The sequence below is a fragment of the Pseudomonas vranovensis DSM 16006 genome (assembly GCF_000425805.1).
Classification (GTDB): domain Bacteria; phylum Pseudomonadota; class Gammaproteobacteria; order Pseudomonadales; family Pseudomonadaceae; genus Aquipseudomonas; species Aquipseudomonas vranovensis.
In genome coordinates this window covers 169,576-186,851 of sequence record NZ_AUED01000003.1, presented here as the reverse complement: position 1 = coordinate 186,851, position 17,276 = coordinate 169,576, and the positions used below count along the sequence as shown (strand labels likewise).

Sequence of the window (17,276 nt, the reverse complement as noted above, 5' to 3'; positions counted from 1 at the left end):
TGCGCAAGGAGGGCCCCGCGTATGCCCAAGCCGTTGTTACAGCCCCAGGGCGACTTCCCCGCCGTTGGCCTCGGTCGGCGCCTGGCGGCCATGTTCTATGACTTCCTGCTGTGTACTGCACTGCTGATCGTGACCGCTGGCATCTACAAGATGATCCAGATGGCAATCATCGGCGAAACGCGCATGCGTGCCATGACCGACGCCGGCGCCCTGGATGGCGACCCGTTGCTGTCGACGGTGCTGGTGTTCGTCCTGTTCGGCTTCTTCGCCAAGTTCTGGACCCACGGTGGCCAGACCCTGGGCATGCAGGTGTGGGGCATCCGCGTGCAGAATGCCGATGGCAGCGCCATCAGCTTGTGGCAAGCCCTGTTGCGCTTTGTGGTCGCGATTGCCTCGTGGTTGTGCCTGGGGCTGGGTTTTATCTGGTCGTTGTTCGACAAGCGCCAGCGCAGCTGGCATGACATCTACTCCGACACCCAACTGGTACGCGTCCCCAAACGCACCAAATAACCACTGTAGGAACGGGCGTGCCCCGCGATAGCGATCTTCCTGATATTCCGCTATCGCGGGGCAAGCCCGCACCAACGGGCACAAAAAAGCCGACCCTTGGGTCGGCTTTTTTGTGCTATCCAGCGCGTCTCAACATCCACCAGCCGGCGCCGGCGCAGATTGCCGCCGGGATCACCACTGCCAGCAGCGGCGGGAAGCCGAACACCTGGCTCGATGGCCCCAGCAGGTCCTGGGCGATGCGGAATACAAAGCCCACCAGCACGCCGGTGAACACACGCTGGCCCAGGGTTACCGAACGCAACGGGCCGAAGATGAAAGAGATGGCCATCAACACCAGCGCCGCCGTCACCATCGGCTGCAGGACCTTGGTCCAGAACGCCAGCCAATAGCGGGCATTGTTCAGGCCCTGGTCGGACAGGTAGTGGATGTAGTCCCACAGGCCCGTGATCGACAGCGACTCAGGCGCCAGCACCACGGTATTGAGCAGTTGCGGCGTGACGGTTACATCCCAGCGCTCTGCCGGTGCCTTGACCACTTCGGTGTGATCGCCACGGAAGTGGGTGGTGGTCACGTCGCTCAGCTGCCAATGGTCGTCCTGGTACTGCGCCCGGCGGGCAAAGCTGGAGGTGACCAGGTGACGCTCGTTATCGAAGCGATAGCGGGTGACGCCATACAGCAGGCCATTGGGCTGCACGGAGTTGATGTGTACGAACTCCTCGCCCTGGCGGTGCCACATGCCACGCTTGGAACTCTGTGCCTCACCACTGCCCTGGGCCAGCGAACGATCGGCCTGGGCCTTGTTCTCGGTCACAGGGGCTACGTATTCGCCGATCAGGATACCAGCCAGCATCAGCACCAGCATCGGCTTCATGACCGCCCAGACGATCCGCCCGATGGACACACCGGCAGCGCGCATGATGGTCAACTCGCTGCTGCTGGCCAGGCTGCCCAGGCCGATCAGGCAGCCGATCAACGCCGCCATCGGCAGCATGTCGTAGAGCCGGCGCGGTGCCGTCAGCAAGACAAAATTGCCGGCATCCATCAGGGTGTAGCTGTCGCTGATGTCGCCCATTTCGTCGATGAAGGCGAACAGCGAGGCCAGGCCCAGGATGATCCCGAGCACGGCAAGAATGGCCACCAGGACGCTCTTGCCGATGTAGCGGTCGAGCTTAACCATGGGCCACCTCCGCACGGCGAGCGGCACGCTTGAGGCGCATCGGCTCCCAGTACATCAAGCCCAGGCCGATGAACAGGAACAGCCCGTGGACCCACCAGATACCCAGGCCGATCGGCAGCTTGCCTTTCTCCAGGGCGCCACGCACGGCAATCAGCATTGTCAGGTACGCCATATACAGAAGAATCGCCGGCAGCAGCTTGAGGAAGCGGCCCTGGCGCGGGTTGACCCGCGACAGCGGCACTGCCATCAGGGTCACGATGAACACCAGCAGCGGCAGCGACAGGCGCCATTGCAGCTCGGCACGCTCGCGCAGGCCGTCGTGGCCGATCAGATCGGAAGTCGGGATCGCCTCGCGGTCAGTGATTTCTTCGCTGACCTCAGGCTTGGGCAGCAACACGCCATAGGTGTCGTACTTGATCGCGCGGTAGTCGGCCTGGCCTGGGTTGCCATCGTAGCGGTAGCCGTTTTCCAGGATCAGGTAGCGATTGCCGTCGGCACCGACTTCTTGCCGGCCCTTCTCGGCGACCAGTACCGAGGGCGCACGCTCCTTGGTCTTGTCTTCGGAGAAGCGCTTCTCGGAAATGAACACGCCGCCCAGGTTGCCGCGGTCTTCGGACAACTGCTCGGTGTAGGTGACCCGCGTGCCGTCGCGCAAGGTCTGGAATCGCCCTGGCACCAGGGTGTCGAATTCGGTCAGGGCATCCTGCTGGTTGATGATCTGGGCGACCTTGGTCACGCCCTGAGGCGCCAGGCCCAGGCTCAGCCAAGCCACCAGCAAAGCCACCAGTGCCGCAGGCGCCATGGTCATGCGCAGCAGGCGCTGCTGGCTCATGCCGGTCGCCGAGAGCACGGTCATCTCGCTTTCCAGGTAGAGCCGGCCATAGGCCAGGAGAATCCCGAGGAACAGCCCCAGCGGCAGGATCAATTGAAGGAAGCCCGGCAGGCGATACCCCATGATCAGGAACAGCACACCCGGATCGAGGATGCCCTGGGCCGCCTGGGCCAGGTACTTGATGAAGCGCCCGCTCATGATGATGACCAACAGCACGGCGCTGACGGCACTCAGGGTCACCAGGACCTCACGGGACAGATAACGGAAGACGATCAAACCAGACACTCCTGGGTTGTCAGGCTCGGACAGCCGAACAAGGAATACATAACTGCCAAGATAGTTACCGGCTCGCCAATGCGAACCTGGATAAAAGTTGGCGCATTATCCTGTGATTGGCCGTGCCTGTCACTTGGCGGCTTGCAATGCTTCATATCGGGGTTGTCAGGGCAGTCCATGCAGGCTCAAACTGGCAGCTTTATCACTGGCACGCGACCACGCGGCCAGCTCGCTTACTGCGCCTGCACAGACAGCGCGCATAGACAGATCATTCGGGGACCCTGACATGGAACTGGTTGTAAAGAGCGTAGCCGCTGCATCCTTGAAAACCGCAACGCTGGTGCTCACTGTCGGTGAAGGCCGCAAGCTCGGCGCCACCGCCAAAGCTGTGGACGAAGCCAGTGCCGGTGCCCTGAGTGCCGTACTCAAGCGCGGCGACCTGGCCGGCAAGGTTGGTCAGACCCTGCTGCTGCAAGGCCTGGCCAACCTCAAGGCCGAACGCGTGCTGCTGGTGGGTGTCGGCAAAGAAGCCGAACTGGGTGATCGCAGCTGGCGCAAAGTGGTATCCAGCGTGCTGGCGGTGCTCAAGGGCCTGAACGGCAGCGACGCGGTACTGGCCCTCGATGACGTCGCCGTCACTGGCCGCGATGCCTTCTATGGCAAGACGCGCCTGCTGGCCGAGAGCCTGCTCGACGGTGAATATGTCTTCGATCAGTTCAAGAGCCAGAAAGCCGAACCCCGTGCCCTGAAGAAAATCACCCTGCTGGCCGACAAGGCCGGTGCCGGCGAAGTCGAACGTGCCCTCAAGCATGCCCGCGCCATTGCCGCTGGCATGCGCTTCACCCGCGACCTGGGCAACCTGCCCCCGAACGTCTGCCACCCAAGCTACCTGGCCGAACAGGCCAAGGGCCTGGGCAAGGCCTACAAGGGCCTGAAGGTCGAAGTGCTGGACGAGAAGAAAATCAAGGAACTGGGCATGGGCGCGTTCTACGCCGTTGGCCAGGGCAGCGACCAGCCACCACGCCTGATCGTGATGAGCCACCAGGGCGGCAAGAAGTCCGAGAAACCGTTCGTACTGGTGGGCAAGGGCATCACCTTCGACACCGGCGGCATCAGCCTCAAGCCCGGCGCCGGCATGGATGAGATGAAGTACGACATGGGCGGTGCCGCCAGCGTCTTCGGCACCCTGCGCGCCGTGCTCGAACTGCAACTGCCGATCAACCTGGTGTGCCTGCTGGCCTGTGCCGAGAACATGCCGAGCGGCGGCGCCACCCGTCCAGGCGACATCGTCACCACCATGAGCGGCCAGACCGTCGAAATCCTCAACACCGACGCCGAAGGCCGCCTGGTACTGTGCGACACCCTCACCTACGCCGAGCGCTTCAAGCCCCAGGCCGTGATCGACATCGCCACCCTGACCGGTGCCTGCATTGTCGCCCTGGGCAGCCACACGTCGGGCCTGATGGGCAACAACGATGAGCTGGTCGGCCAACTGCTCGACGCCGGCAAGCGTGCCGACGACCGCGCCTGGCAGCTGCCGCTGTTCGACGAGTACCAGGAACAGCTCGACAGCCCGTTCGCCGACATCGCCAACATCGGTGGGCCAAAGGCCGGCACCATCACTGCCGGCTGCTTCCTGTCACGGTTCGCCAAGGCCTACAACTGGGCCCACCTGGACATCGCCGGCACGGCCTGGATCAGCGGCGGCAAGGACAAGGGCGCCACTGGCCGTCCGGTCCCGCTGCTGACCCAGTACCTGCTCGATCGCGCCAACGCCTGAGTGACAGCCGGGCGGTTGCGTCTTCGGACGTAATCGCCCGGCAGGCTGACCATGAGCAAAGTCGATTTCTATATTCTGCCCAGCGACGCGCCCTCGGCGCGCCTGGATTTCGCCTGCAAGCTCTGCGACAAGGCCTGGCGCCTTGGCCACAGGGTTTACCTGCACTGCAGCGATGCCGCCCAGCGCGATGAACTGGACGCGCGCCTGTGGGCCTTCAAGGGCGAGGCCTTCGTGCCCCACAGCCCGGCCGAAGACGACCCGCAAGGCAGTGTGGCCCTCGGCCTTGGCGACGACGCCGGCAGCCATCAGGACCTGTTGATCAACCTGGACCTGAAGGTACCGCCGTTCGCCGCGCGCTTTGCCCGTATTGCCGAGATCGTGGTCGAGGAGCCGACGATTCGTCTGGCTGCCCGAGAGAGTTACCGTTTCTACCGCGAACAGGGCTATGCTCTGCAGAATCACCGCTTACAGCGACTCTGAGACGATGGATAAACCCACTGCCCTGCCCCAATCCGCACACCTGCTGGACGACCTCGAGTCGATTCGCCAGTTGCTGGGCGACGAATCCCTTGAGCCACCGCTGCTGACCGATACCGTCGAGGAGCAAATCCCGCTGTTGCTCGAAGAAGCCATCGTGCCGCCAGCTCCTGCTGCTGCCCCGGTAGTGGCTGACGACCCACAGGCTCGCCGCCAGGAAACCCTGCTGCACCTGGACACCGAGTTGCGTGCCGCCGCGCAGTTGATCATGCAAGATGTGATCAACGACTTTACCCCGCACATCGAGAACGAAATCAAGCGTCGTCTCGATGCTCGCCTGGAGCGGCTGCTCGGCCAGCTTCCAGAGTGAATCGCGGGGCAAGGCCGCTCCTGCCCGGTAGGAGCGGCCTTGCCCCGCGATGTTTTTGCCTCCTGCCATCACCTCGCTCTACGCCCCGGCCCTTATCCCCGTTATACTTACCGGCTTTCCTGAATAAATGCCTAAGGGTCCCGCCGCGCATGGATAAGACCTACCAGCCGCACGCAATTGAAACTTCCTGGTACAACACCTGGGAGTCCGAGAATTATTTCGCCCCGCAAGGCGCGGGCGATTCCTACACCATCATGATTCCGCCGCCGAACGTCACCGGCAGCCTGCACATGGGTCATGGTTTCAACAACGCGATCATGGACGCCCTGATCCGTTTCCGCCGCATGCAGGGTCGCAACACCCTGTGGCAGCCAGGTACCGACCACGCCGGTATCGCCACCCAGATGCTGGTCGAGCGTCAGCTCGAAGCCAAAGGCCAGAACCGCCACGACCTGGGTCGCGAAAAATTCCTGGAAAAGGTCTGGGAGTGGAAGGATCAGTCGGGTGGCAACATCAGCCGCCAGATCCGCCGCCTGGGCTCGTCGGTCGACTGGAGCCGCGAGCGCTTCACCATGGACGATGGCCTGTCTGAAGCTGTCAAGGAAGCCTTCGTGCGCCTGCATGAAGACGGCCTGATCTACCGCGGCAAGCGCCTGGTCAACTGGGACACCAAGCTGCACACGGCGATTTCCGACCTCGAAGTGGAAAACCACGACGAAAAAGGCCACCTGTGGAACCTGCGCTACCCGCTGGCTGACGGCGCCAAGACCGCCGACGGCAAAGACTACCTGATCGTTGCCACTACCCGCCCGGAAACCATGCTCGGCGACGCAGCGGTGGCTGTGAATCCCGAAGACGAGCGCTACAAGGCGCTGATCGGCAAGTTCGTCGAGCTGCCGCTGGTTGGCCGCCGCATCCCGATCATCGGCGACGACTACTGCGACCCCGAGTTCGGCACCGGCTGCGTGAAGATCACCCCGGCCCACGACTTCAATGACTATGAAGTCGGCAAGCGTCACAACCTGCCGCTGCTGAACATCTTCGACAAGAACGCCTTCGTGCTGCCGGCAGCCCAGGTGTTCAACCTCGACGGCAGCGTCAACGAAAGCGTCGACGCCACCCTGCCCGCGCAGTATGCAGGCCTGGACCGCTTCGTCGCGCGCAAGCAGATCGTTGCCGACTTCGACGCCGCGGGCCTGCTGGTCAGCGTCGACGACCACGCCCTGAAGGTACCGAAGGGCGACCGCTCCGGCACCGTCATCGAGCCTTGGCTGACCGACCAGTGGTACGTGTCGACCAAACCGCTGGCCGAGCCTGCCATCGCCGCCGTTGAAGACGGTCGTATCCAGTTCGTGCCTAAACAGTACGAGAACATGTACTTCTCCTGGATGCGCGATATCCAGGACTGGTGCATCAGCCGCCAGCTGTGGTGGGGCCACCGCATTCCGGCCTGGTACGACGAGTCGGGCAAGGTCTATGTCGGGCGCAGCGAAGAAGAAGTCCGCGCCAAGCACAACCTGGGTGCCGACGTGGTCCTGAACCAGGACAACGACGTTCTCGACACCTGGTTCAGCTCGGGCCTGTGGACCTTCTCGACCCTGGGCTGGCCACAGCAGACCGAGTTCCTCAAGACCTTCCACTCCACCGACGTGCTAGTCACCGGTTTCGATATCATTTTCTTCTGGGTCGCCCGGATGATCATGCTCACCATGCACCTGGTGAAGAATGAAGACGGCACCCCGCAGGTTCCGTTCAAGACCGTGTACGTTCACGGCCTGGTCCGCGACGGCCAGGGCCAGAAGATGTCCAAGTCCAAGGGCAACGTCCTTGACCCGCTGGACATCGTCGACGGCATTACCCTGGACGAGCTGCTGGAAAAACGCACCAGTGGCCTGATGCAGCCCAAGCTCGCCGAGAAAATCGCCAAGCAGACCAAGGCCGAGTTCCCCGAAGGCATTGCCAGCTACGGCACCGACGCCCTGCGCTTTACCTTCTGCTCCCTCGCCTCCACCGGGCGCGACATCAAGTTCGACATGGGCCGTGTCGAGGGCTACCGCAACTTCTGCAACAAGATCTGGAACGCCGCCCGCTACGTCCTGGACAAAGGTGAAGACTGCGGCCAGAACGGCGAAGCCTACGAGCTGTCGCTGGCTGATCGCTGGATCATCTCCCAACTGCAGCGCACCGAAGCCGAGGTGACCCGCCAGTTGGAACAGTTCCGCTTCGACCTGGCCGCCCAGGCGCTCTACGAGTTCATCTGGAACCAGTACTGCGACTGGTACCTGGAGCTATCCAAGCCGGTACTGTGGGACGAGAACGCCCCGGTCGAGCGCGCCCGTGGCACCCGCCGCACCCTGGTACGCGTACTGGAAGTGGCCCTGCGCCTGGCGCACCCGTTCATGCCGTTCATCACCGAAGAAATCTGGCAGCGCCTGGCGCCGCTGGCCGGTGCCGAAGGCAAGACCATCATGCTGCAGCCATGGCCGGTGGCCAATGAAAGCCGCATCGATGCCGCTGCCGAAGGCGATATCGAATGGCTCAAGGAACTGATGCTCGGCGTGCGCAACATTCGCGGCGAGATGAACATCGGCCCGGGCAAGCCCCTGCAACTGTTCCTCAAGAACGCCAGTGCCGAAGACCAGCGTCGCCTGCAGGAGAACGAAGCGCTGCTCAAGAAGCTGGCGAAGATCGAGTCCTTCACCGTGCTGGGCGAGCAGGACGAAGCACCGCTGAGCGCCACCGCACTGGTTGGCGACCTGCAAGTGCTGGTGCCGATGGCCGGCCTGATCGACAAGGACGCGGAGCTGGCACGCCTGAACAAGGAAATCCAGCGCCTGCAGGGCGAAGTCCAGCGCGTGGGCGGCAAGCTGTCCAACGCCGCTTTCGTCGACAAGGCTCCGCCGGCGGTGATTGACAAGGAACGCGCCAAGCTGGCTGAGGCCGAACAGGCCCTGGCCAACTTCACCGAGCAGCATGCGCGGATCGCTGCGCTGTAACGATCGCTGATCTCAGTGATGCCATCGCGGGTCAAGCCCGCTCCTGCACCAGCAGGAGCGGGCTTGACCCGCGATGCTTTCCACCGGACACCACGATGACCACACCCGACAAACCGACCCTGCATCCGCGCAACCGCCACCAGGGCCGCTACAACTTTCCCGAGCTGATCAAGAGCAGCCCCGAGCTGGGCCAGTTCATGATCACCAACCCCCACGGCAAGCCCAGCATCGACTTTGCCAACCCCGAAGCCGTACGGGTATTCAACCGTGCCTTGCTCAAGGCCCAGTACGGCATTCAGCACTGGGACATTCCGGCCGACTACCTGTGCCCGCCCATTCCCGGGCGCGCCGACTACATCCATGTGCTGGCCGACCTGCTGGCCGAAGAAAACGGCGGTGAAATACCACGAGGCTCCCAGGTGCGGGCACTGGATATCGGCGTAGGCGCCAACTGCATCTACCCACTGCTGGGCCACAGCGACTACCGCTGGCGCTTCCTGGGCTCCGATATCGACCCCACGGCCCTCGCCGCCGCCAAGGCCATCGTCCAGGCCAACGGCCTGGACAAGGCCATCAGCCTGCGCCAGCAAGGTAATCGCAAACACATCCTGCTAGGCCTGCTCAAAGACGACGAGCGCTACGACCTGACCTTGTGCAACCCGCCCTTCCATGCCTCCCGCGAGGAAGCCACGCGTGGTAGCCAGCGCAAGTGGCGTGCCCTGGGCAAGGCCGACCCCAAGCGCAAGCTGCCGGTGCTGAACTTTGGCGGGCAGAACAACGAGCTTTGGTGCGAAGGCGGCGAGATCCGCTTCGTCAGCCAACTGGTGACAGAGAGCGCGACCTTGGGCCAGCAGGTGCTGTGGTTCACCTCGTTGGTGTCCAAAGCGTCCAACCTACCTGGCATCCAGGCCGTCCTGAAGAAGGCGGGTGCGCAGGTGGTGCGTATCGTCGAGATGGGCCAGGGGCAGAAGCAGAGCCGTATGGTGGCCTGGACCTTCCAGGATCAAGCGTCCCGCCACACATGGCGCCAAACCCGCTGGACACCCCGGTAGGAGCGGGCAAAAAAAACCGCGTCCGGATGAACCGGACGCGGTTTTTTGTAGCTGCTTACAATTACTTGTTTACAGCGTCGGTCAGCACTTTGGCTGGCACGAACTTGACGACTTTCTTGGCAGCGATTTCGATGGCAGCGCCAGTCGAAGGGTTGCGGCCGGTACGGGCAGGACGCTCGGTGATTTTCAGTTTACCAATGCCTGGCAGTGTGATTTCGCTGCCATTTTCCAGTTGATCAGCAACGATCTGACCCAGTTGCTCCAGAGCGTTACGCGCGGTGGTTTTCGGCGCGTCGATAGCTTCGGCGATGTCGGCGATCAGTTGGTCTTTGGTCAATGCCATGGTGGTGTTCCTTCCCTATCAAATTCAGTGAGTATGCAGAGTGCTACGTCAGTCATCGAGCCAGACCTGCGGGGGAACCGGCGGTCCGGTGTTACAGCCACGTCAATCGCGTATGTAGATACGCAAAACGGCGTTTGGTTCGACGTGACGCAAGCGGTCTGCCAGCAATGCGCCACACACGGGGCGCAAGACCGGGCAAAACTACCACAGGAATAGATAAATATCCGCCTCTGGCAGGGCAAATGTGCAGGTTTTTCGGGGGTTTGCGCGAAAAAACGCAAAAAATTGAACAAAAAACGAACAACCGCCATTTCTGCCAACAACTGGCCGCAGAATCACCCTTGGGCTGAGGTACACTTGGCAGCTTTGCAACGCGGCCTGCACCGCCCATTTTCAACCGAGAATCCCATGCCGATCCGTCATTGCATCGTCCACCTGATCGACAAGAAGCCCGATGGCAGCCCCGCTGTGCTGCACGCACGCGACTCGGAACTGACCGAGTCCAGCGCCATCGAAAACCTCCTGGCCGACCTCAACAACAGCTACAACGCCAAGCAAGGCAAAGCCTGGGGCTTCTTCCACGCAGAATCGGGTGCCCACCCGTTCAGCGGCTGGCTCAAGGAGTACCTGGATGCAGGCAGCACCTTCACTGCCTTCAGCCGGGTCGCCGTCGAGCACCTGCAAAAACTGATGGAAGAATCCAACCTGTCGGTCGGCGGCCATGTCTTGTTCGCCCACTATCAGCAAGGCATGACCGAGTACCTGGCCATCGCCCTGCTGCACCACAGCGAAGGGGTAGCGGTAAACGCCGAACTGGACGTCACGCCGTCCCGTCACCTGGACCTGGGCCAGTTGCACCTGGCGGCCCGCATCAACCTGTCCGAATGGCAGAACAACAAGGCCTCCAAGCAGTACATCTCCTTTATCAAGGGCAAGAACGGCAAGAAGGTCTCGGAGTACTTCCGTGACTTCATCGGCTGCCAGGAAGGCGTCGACGGCCCCGGCGAAACACGCACCTTGCTCAAGGCCTTCAGCGACTTCGTCGAAAGTGAAGACCTGCCCGAAGAGGCCGCCCGGGAGAAAACCCAGACCCTGGTCGATTATGCCACCAGCCAGACAAAGGCCGGTGAGCCAGTGACCCTTGAAGAGCTCTCGGGGCTGATCGATGAAGACCGTCCACGCGCCTTCTACGAGCACATCCGCAACAAGGACTACGGCCTGTCGCCGGAAATCCCGGCCGACAAACGCACCCTGAACCAGTTCCGCCGCTTCACCGGCCGTGCCGAGGGACTGTCGATCAGCTTTGAAGCACACCTGCTGGGCTCGAAAATCGAATACGACGAAGAAGCCGGCACGTTGATCATCAAGGGCTTGCCGACACAGCTGACCGATCAGCTCAAGCGTCGCAAGGACTGATCGAGTTGTAGGAGGCCACCAGGGCTTCCTTGGCACCTTTGCGCAACTTCTTCACCAAGCGTTCCTGGCGCAAGGCTTCGGCCTTGCTGGGCCAGGCTTCGATATACACCAGCGCCACGGCCGGGCTGGTACTGAAATAGCGCGCCCCCTGCCCCTTTTGATGGGCGATGAAACGTCGTTGCGGATCATCGCTGATACCACAATAGAGCGAGCCATTGGCGGCCCGTACCAGATAGAGGTACCAGGATTTTGCAGGTGAATCGGCAGTGGCTTGGGTCACGGTGCTGTCTAGTGAACGGCAAAGCCGACAGCTTACCCGTTCAGCGCCCGGCCTGAAACGCACGCAAGCCTTTCAATGCCTGCTGGCGGACCTTGCCTTGTACCAGCGGTGTCCAGCCCAGTAATAGTCCCTTGATACCCAGTGCCTGTCGCGACCAGCGCCACAGGTCAAAGCGGTCGTGATGCTCACAGATCCTGCCGTCACGAACGACAAATCGCGCCTGGATATCGTTGATCACAACTCGGCCAGTCTGACTGAACAGGTAGGTGGCGACCCAGTGGGCGCTGCCGGTTCGCTCATCGGCACGCACGGCGTCGAAGGTCAGGGAGAAGTCCTTGGCGCGAGTGGTGAGCATGCGCCACATATCGCCGGCATCCTTGCCACGCAAGGTTCCGAAGGCTGGATCACTGAAGACGATGTCATCGCTGTAGCAGGCCACCATGGCCTCGGCGTCGAGGCGTTGGAAGGCCTGGTAGAAACGCGTGATCAGGGCGTTGTTGGCATCGCTCATGAGGCGGGTCCATTACCGAGGGAACAGACCCGCACAATAGCATCTGGCAGGTCAGACGCGCTCGCTGACCACCTGCACGTGCAGACTGCGCCCGGCCTTCAAGCCGAAGGCGATAGCACCGATACCCACCAGCGCGAAAATCCAGCCAACGGCTTCCCAGCCGCCGGTCAGGTCATGCACCAGGCCGACCGCGAACGGCCCCAGGGAAGCCAGGGTGTAGCCCACGCCCTGGGCCATGCTCGACAGGTTGGCAGCGACATGCGCGTCCTTTGAGCGCAGCACAATCAAGGTCAAGGCCAGGGCGAAACTGCCACCCTGCCCCAGCCCTAGAATGATTGCCCAACCCCACAGACCCTCGAGTGGTGCATACAGGCAACCGAACAGGCCCGCCAGCACCAACACCATAACGCCGACGATGGCGATGCGCTGATCCTTGCCACGGGTTGCCAACCAGGGGGCAGCCAGCGAGCTGATCAATTGCACAATCACTGAACCTGACAGCACCAGGCCAGCCTGGGTCGGGGTCAGGCCGCGGCCGATCAGGATCGATGGAAGCCAGCCAAACACAATGTAGGCCAGCGACGACTGCAGGCCCATGTACAGCGTCACCTGCCAGGCCAGCGGATCGCGCAACAGGCCACGCACCCGATAGGCGACATGGTGTGCGCCGTGCCCTTCACGCGCCTGGGGCAACCAGATCAAGGCGGCCAGCAGCGCCGGAATCAACCAGAAACCCAACCCCAGGGACCAGCTGTCGCCCAGGTGCTGGCTCAGCGGCACGGTAGCGCCAGCGGCAAGCGCTGCCCCCAGGCACAATGCCATGGTGTAGACGCCCGTGAGGGTGCCAGCGTGCTGCGGGAAATCGCGCTTGACGATCCCTGGCAGCAATACGCCTACCACGCCGATACTGGCCCCGGCCATGATGGTGCCGAGGAACAACCCGGTACTGCCAAAGGCACTGCGCACCGCAATCCCGAGCGCCAGTACCAGAAGAATGCCGAGGACCACCCGCTCACTACCAAAACGACGCGCCAGTACCGGCGCCAATGGCGCGAACAGTCCCAGGCACAGTACCGGCAAGGTGGTCAGCAAGCCGGCCGCAGAAGCACTCAGCCCAAGGCTCTCGGAGACCTGGTTGAGCAACGGTGCCATGCTCGACAGCGCCGGGCGCAGGTTCAGCGCCACCAGCACCAAACCCACCAGCAACAGCCAAGGGCGCTTGAGCAGCACCGGCTGGTGTTGTACCTGTTCATCGTCGGCCTCGGCGTCGATCAGCAGTTCTTCAAGCTCCGGTCCCTGGGTCGGTGGAACATTTCGGGAAGTGTCATGGGCCATGGCAGTCTCGCAAAGTCAGGATTCGTTGATCAGGGTTCGGCTCAGGGCCTTGGCCGTGTCCGAATCGCGTTGTTCGATAGCGTCGAGAATCTGCCCATGCAGGTCGAAGACCGACTGACAGCGCGGCGCGTGGGAAAGGTTGTGGTGCAAGGTGGCCGCCACCACTCCGGAAAAATAGCGGTACAACTCGCTCAAGGCCGGGTTGTGTGCGGCATCCACCATGCGCTGGTGAAACACCAGGTCGCAGCTGATGTAGCGCTCCAGATCGTCGTGATAGTGCGCGCTGCTATGTTCAAGGGCCTCACGCAGGCCTTTGAGGTCTTCGTCTGTACGGCGCAGGGCGGCAAGGCCGATAGCTTCGGCTTCAAGGATATGCCGCGCCTCACGGGCCTGTGCCAGGTCGCAGCGCGACAGTGCCTGCAGCGCCCGCAACGGATCAACCGCAGTACGCAGGTAGCTACCGTCACCCTGGCGCACCTCGACCAGACCACTGAACGCCAGCACCCGCATGGCTTCGCGAACAGTGTTGCGGCTGATGCCAAGCTCGGTTGCCAATTCAGGTTCGGTAGGCAGGCGCTGGCCAACGGCCCAGGCGCCATGGGCGATGCGTTCGCGTAATTGGTCGACGGCTTGTTCGACCAGGGATCGTTTGCTGAGTAATGTCATGACATCCAATCATCGGATGAATTATCTGGAAATACAATCGCGGGACAACCCCGCCCCCACAGTGGCTGTGTGGGAGCGGGCTTGTCCCGCGGTCATTCAGTTCAATGCATCAAGCAACGCTTGGTTCTGCTCCTGCGTACCGATGGTGATACGCAGGAACTGGGCAATGCGCGCCTGCTTGAAATGGCGCACGATCACGCCTTGCTCGCGCAGTTTGGCTGCCAGTTCACCCGCATCGTGTTGCGGGTGACGCGTGAAAATGAAGTTGGCCGCCGAAGGCAGCACTTCAAAGCCACGTGCGGTCAACTCGCCAACCAGCGCATCACGGCTGTCGATCACCTTGCGGCAGGTGTCTTCAAAGTAGGCGCGATCCTGGAAGGCCGCAGCCGCACCGACAATCGCCATGCGATCGAGCGGGTAGGAGTTGAAGCTGTTCTTGATCCGCTCCAGCGCCTCGATCAGGTCCGGGTGCCCGACTGCCAGACCAACCCGCAGCCCGGCCAGCGAGCGCGACTTGGACAGTGTCTGGGTCACCAGCAAGTTGTCATAGCGATCCACCAGGCTGATCGCCGTCTGCCCACCGAAGTCGATATAAGCCTCATCGACCACCACGACCGACTCCGGGCTGGCCTTGAGCAGTTGCTCGATGGCCTCCAGCGCCAACAGGCAGCCGGTCGGTGCGTTGGGGTTGGGAAAGATGATGCCACCATTGGGCCTGGCGTAGTCTTCGACGCGGATCTGGAACTGCTCGTCCAGCGCCACCTGCTCGAAAGGGATGCCATACAGACCGCAGTAAACCGGATAGAAGCTGTAGCTGATGTCCGGGAACAACAACGGCGCACCGTGCTGGAACAGGCCGTGGAAAATGTGCGCCAGCACCTCGTCCGAGCCGTTGCCCAGGAATACCTGGTTCCCTTTGACCCCGTAGTAGTCCGCCACCGCCTGCTTGAGCAGGTCGCTGTTCGGGTCCGGGTACAGGCGCAGGTTATCGTTCAGCTCGCCACGCATGGCCTCCAGCGCCTTGGGTGAGGGGCCATAGGGGTTCTCGTTGGTGTTGAGCTTGACCAGTTTGGCCAGCTTGGGCTGCTCGCCCGGCACGTAAGGCACCAGGTCCTTGACGAAGGGGCTCCAGAATTTACTCATGTTCAGTTCCCCTTCTTGTCAGCAACGATGCGGTATTCAGCGCTGCGGGCGTGGGCGGTGAGCGATTCACCACGGGCCAGGACCGACGCGGTGCGCCCCAGTTCGGAAGCCCCCTGCTCGGAGCAGAAGATGATCGAAGAGCGCTTCTGGAAGTCATAGACCCCCAGTGGTGACGAGAAGCGTGCGGTCCCCGAGGTGGGCAGCACGTGGTTTGGACCGGCGCAGTAGTCGCCCAGGGCTTCGCTGGTGTGGCGACCCATGAAGATCGCGCCGGCGTGGCGGATCTGCGGCAGCCAGGCCTGTGGGTCAGCCACCGATAGCTCCAGGTGCTCTGGCGCGATACGGTTGGCCACCTCCATTGCCTGCTGCATGTCGCGCACCTGGATCAGCGCGCCACGGCCATTGATCGAAGTCTTGATGATCTCGGCACGTTCCATGGTCGGCAGCAGTTTGTCGATGCTGGCCGCAACCTTGTCGAGGAACGCGACATCCGGGCTGACCAGGATCGCCTGGGCATCTTCGTCGTGTTCGGCCTGGGAGAACAGGTCCATGGCGATCCAGTCCGGGTCGGTCTGGCCGTCACACACCACGAGGATTTCCGAAGGACCGGCGATCATGTCGATACCCACCTGACCAAACACATGGCGCTTGGCAGTGGCGACGTAGATGTTGCCCGGCCCGACCACCTTGTCGACCTGCGGCACGCTTTCGGTGCCATAGGCCAGAGCGGCCACCGCCTGGGCGCCACCGATGGTAAAGACGCGATCGACCCCGGCGATGCACGCCGCGGCGAGTACCAGCTCGTTGATCTCGCCCCGCGGGGTCGGCACCACCATCACAACTTCACCCACGCCGGCCACCTTGGCCGGAATGGCGTTCATCAGCACCGACGAAGGATAGGAGGCCTTGCCCCCCGGCACGTACAGGCCAGCACGGTCCAGCGGGGTGACTTTCTGGCCCAGCACCGTGCCGTCGGCTTCCGTGTAGGTCCAGGAATCCTGCTTCTGGCGCTCGTGGTAGCCGCGCACGCGATCGGCGGCTTTTTCCAGGGCTTCGCGCTGGGCCGGGGTGATGCGAGTCAACGCCAGCTCCAGGCGCTCGCGCCCCAGGATCAGGTCGTCAATGGACTTGGCGTCAACCCCGTCGAAACGCTGGGTGAACTCCACCAATGCAGTATCACCGCGCTCGCGCACGGCCTTGATGATGTCCAGCACACGCTGGTTGACCGCGTCGTCAGACACGCTTTCCCAGCTCAGCAGATGATCCAGATGTCGGGCGAAATCCGGGTCGGCGGCATTGAGTCGGGCAATTGCAGTGGACGCGGTCATAGCGAGGGCCTCAATTAATGGCGAATGCTCAGGCACCCTAAGCTACCAGTCGATCCGCGCGGGCACCTGAGAAAATTGGCTATGACGCGGATAGACGGGCGCGACAGCGAAGGTCGCGCGCAGAAGTCAGCCGCGGTGTCGCGATTCGACAGCCTGGCGCAGGGTGTCGATCAGGCTCTGGATGCGGGCGTGCTGCATCTTCATCGAAGCCTTGTTGACCACCAGCCGGGAGCTGATGGTGGCAATCAGCTCCTGGGGTTCCAGGCCGTTGGCACGCAGGGTGTTGCCGGTATCGACAACGTCGATGATCTTGTCGGCCAGGCCAATCAGTGGCGCCAGCTCCATCGAGCCGTAGAGCTTGATGATGTCGACTTGACGACCCTGCTCGGCATAGTAGCGCTTGGCGACGTTGACGAACTTAGTCGCAACGCGCAGGCGCCCCTTGGGCTCGGCCGCGCCGATGGCACCGGCAGTCATGAGCTTGCACTGGGCGATCTGCAGGTCCAGGGGCTCGTACAGGCCCTGGCCGCCGTACTCCATCAACACGTCCTTGCCAGCCACACCCAGATCGGCGGCGCCATGCTCGACATAGGTCGGCACATCGGTAGCCCGCACGATCAGCAGGCGCACATCGTCCTGGGTCGTCGGGATGATCAGTTTGCGGCTCTTGTCCGGGTTCTCGGTCGGCACGATACCGGCCTCAGCCAGCAACGGCAGGGTATCGTCGAGAATCCGACCCTTGGATAGCGCGATGGTCAACATGGGAAACGTCGGTCCTTATGCG

Annotated in this window: 17 protein-coding genes; 7 read left to right on the top strand and 10 right to left on the bottom strand. The window is 62.5% G+C overall.

All coding sequences use genetic code 11. The features are described 5' to 3' along the window. The first annotated feature begins 21 nt into the window (after window positions 1-21). Window positions 22-510: an RDD family protein gene (locus H621_RS0107895; protein ID WP_028942860.1), complete on the top strand. Its 489-nt coding sequence runs from the start codon at window positions 22-24 to the stop codon at window positions 508-510. Between the two features lie 115 nt (window positions 511-625). Here H621_RS0107895 and lptG read toward each other — a convergent pair whose 3' ends face one another. Continuing rightward, window positions 626-1,687, bottom strand: a complete 1,062-nt coding sequence (gene lptG, locus H621_RS0107890; protein WP_028942859.1) for an LPS export ABC transporter permease LptG — start codon at window positions 1,685-1,687, stop codon at window positions 626-628. Then, on the bottom strand, window positions 1,680-2,795 hold the full coding sequence (lptF, locus tag H621_RS0107885) for an LPS export ABC transporter permease LptF (protein WP_028942858.1): 1,116 nt from the start codon (window positions 2,793-2,795) through the stop codon (window positions 1,680-1,682). Before lptF ends, lptG begins: the two co-directional genes overlap by 8 nt. Before the next feature lie 286 nt (window positions 2,796-3,081). Between lptF and H621_RS0107880 the strand changes: the two genes are divergently transcribed. The 5 genes from H621_RS0107880 (at window position 3,082) to rlmF (ending at window position 9,470) form a co-directional block, all read left to right on the top strand. Then, window positions 3,082-4,575, top strand: coding sequence for a leucyl aminopeptidase (locus H621_RS0107880; protein ID WP_028942857.1), 1,494 nt, complete (start codon window positions 3,082-3,084; stop codon window positions 4,573-4,575). Between the two features lie 51 nt (window positions 4,576-4,626). Next, window positions 4,627-5,055, top strand: a complete 429-nt coding sequence (locus tag H621_RS0107875; protein ID WP_028942856.1) for a DNA polymerase III subunit chi — start codon at window positions 4,627-4,629, stop codon at window positions 5,053-5,055. A gap of 4 nt (window positions 5,056-5,059) precedes the next feature. Then, complete coding sequence (locus H621_RS0107870; protein ID WP_028942855.1) at window positions 5,060-5,422, top strand: hypothetical protein; 363 nt, start codon at window positions 5,060-5,062, stop codon at window positions 5,420-5,422. 149 nt (window positions 5,423-5,571) lie between these two features. Then, window positions 5,572-8,418 carry a valine--tRNA ligase gene (locus H621_RS0107865; RefSeq protein WP_028942854.1) on the top strand — a complete coding sequence of 949 codons (2,847 nt, stop codon included), beginning with the start codon at window positions 5,572-5,574 and terminating at the stop codon, window positions 8,416-8,418. 95 nt (window positions 8,419-8,513) lie between these two features. Further along, a complete protein-coding gene (gene rlmF / locus H621_RS0107860) occupies window positions 8,514-9,470 on the top strand; it encodes a 23S rRNA (adenine(1618)-N(6))-methyltransferase RlmF (protein WP_028942853.1) in 957 nt (318 codons plus the stop codon). A gap of 61 nt (window positions 9,471-9,531) precedes the next feature. Here the strand turns inward: rlmF and H621_RS0107855 are convergent, their stop codons facing one another. Beyond that, window positions 9,532-9,813 (bottom strand): HU family DNA-binding protein, encoded by a 282-nt coding sequence (locus H621_RS0107855; protein ID WP_009398256.1) that lies wholly within the window; start codon window positions 9,811-9,813, stop codon window positions 9,532-9,534. 408 nt (window positions 9,814-10,221) lie between these two features. On the opposite strand from H621_RS0107855, the gene yejK reads away from it, so the two are divergent. Further along, window positions 10,222-11,229 (top strand): nucleoid-associated protein YejK, encoded by a 1,008-nt coding sequence (gene yejK / locus H621_RS0107850; RefSeq protein ID WP_028942852.1) that lies wholly within the window; start codon window positions 10,222-10,224, stop codon window positions 11,227-11,229. On the opposite strand, the gene H621_RS0107845 is transcribed toward yejK, so the two are convergent. The 7 genes from H621_RS0107845 to hisG all read right to left on the bottom strand — a co-directional run bounded on the left by H621_RS0107845 (window position 11,210) and on the right by hisG (window position 17,254). Next, window positions 11,210-11,509, bottom strand: coding sequence for a GIY-YIG nuclease family protein (locus H621_RS0107845; RefSeq protein ID WP_028942851.1), 300 nt, complete (start codon window positions 11,507-11,509; stop codon window positions 11,210-11,212). The two genes, yejK and H621_RS0107845, sit on opposite strands and share 20 nt — an antisense overlap. A 40-nt stretch (window positions 11,510-11,549) precedes the next feature. Continuing rightward, window positions 11,550-12,020 carry a nuclear transport factor 2 family protein gene (locus tag H621_RS0107840; RefSeq protein ID WP_028942850.1) on the bottom strand — a complete coding sequence of 157 codons (471 nt, stop codon included), beginning with the start codon at window positions 12,018-12,020 and terminating at the stop codon, window positions 11,550-11,552. A 51-nt stretch (window positions 12,021-12,071) separates the two neighbouring features. Next, entirely contained in the window at window positions 12,072-13,355 is a 1,284-nt protein-coding gene (locus tag H621_RS0107835; RefSeq protein ID WP_028942849.1) for a CynX/NimT family MFS transporter, read from the bottom strand. Window positions 13,356-13,370: 15 nt separating this feature from the next. Beyond that, entirely contained in the window at window positions 13,371-14,021 is a 651-nt protein-coding gene (locus H621_RS0107830) for a FadR/GntR family transcriptional regulator (RefSeq protein ID WP_028942848.1), read from the bottom strand. 96 nt (window positions 14,022-14,117) lie between these two features. Next, window positions 14,118-15,164 carry a histidinol-phosphate transaminase gene (hisC, locus tag H621_RS0107825; RefSeq protein WP_028942847.1) on the bottom strand — a complete coding sequence of 349 codons (1,047 nt, stop codon included), beginning with the start codon at window positions 15,162-15,164 and terminating at the stop codon, window positions 14,118-14,120. A 2-nt stretch (window positions 15,165-15,166) separates the two neighbouring features. Then, window positions 15,167-16,492, bottom strand: a complete 1,326-nt coding sequence (gene hisD / locus H621_RS0107820; RefSeq protein ID WP_028942846.1) for a histidinol dehydrogenase — start codon at window positions 16,490-16,492, stop codon at window positions 15,167-15,169. Window positions 16,493-16,618: 126 nt separating this feature from the next. Beyond that, on the bottom strand, window positions 16,619-17,254 hold the full coding sequence (gene hisG, locus H621_RS0107815) for an ATP phosphoribosyltransferase (RefSeq protein ID WP_028942845.1): 636 nt from the start codon (window positions 17,252-17,254) through the stop codon (window positions 16,619-16,621). Between the last annotated feature and the right edge of the window lie 22 nt (window positions 17,255-17,276).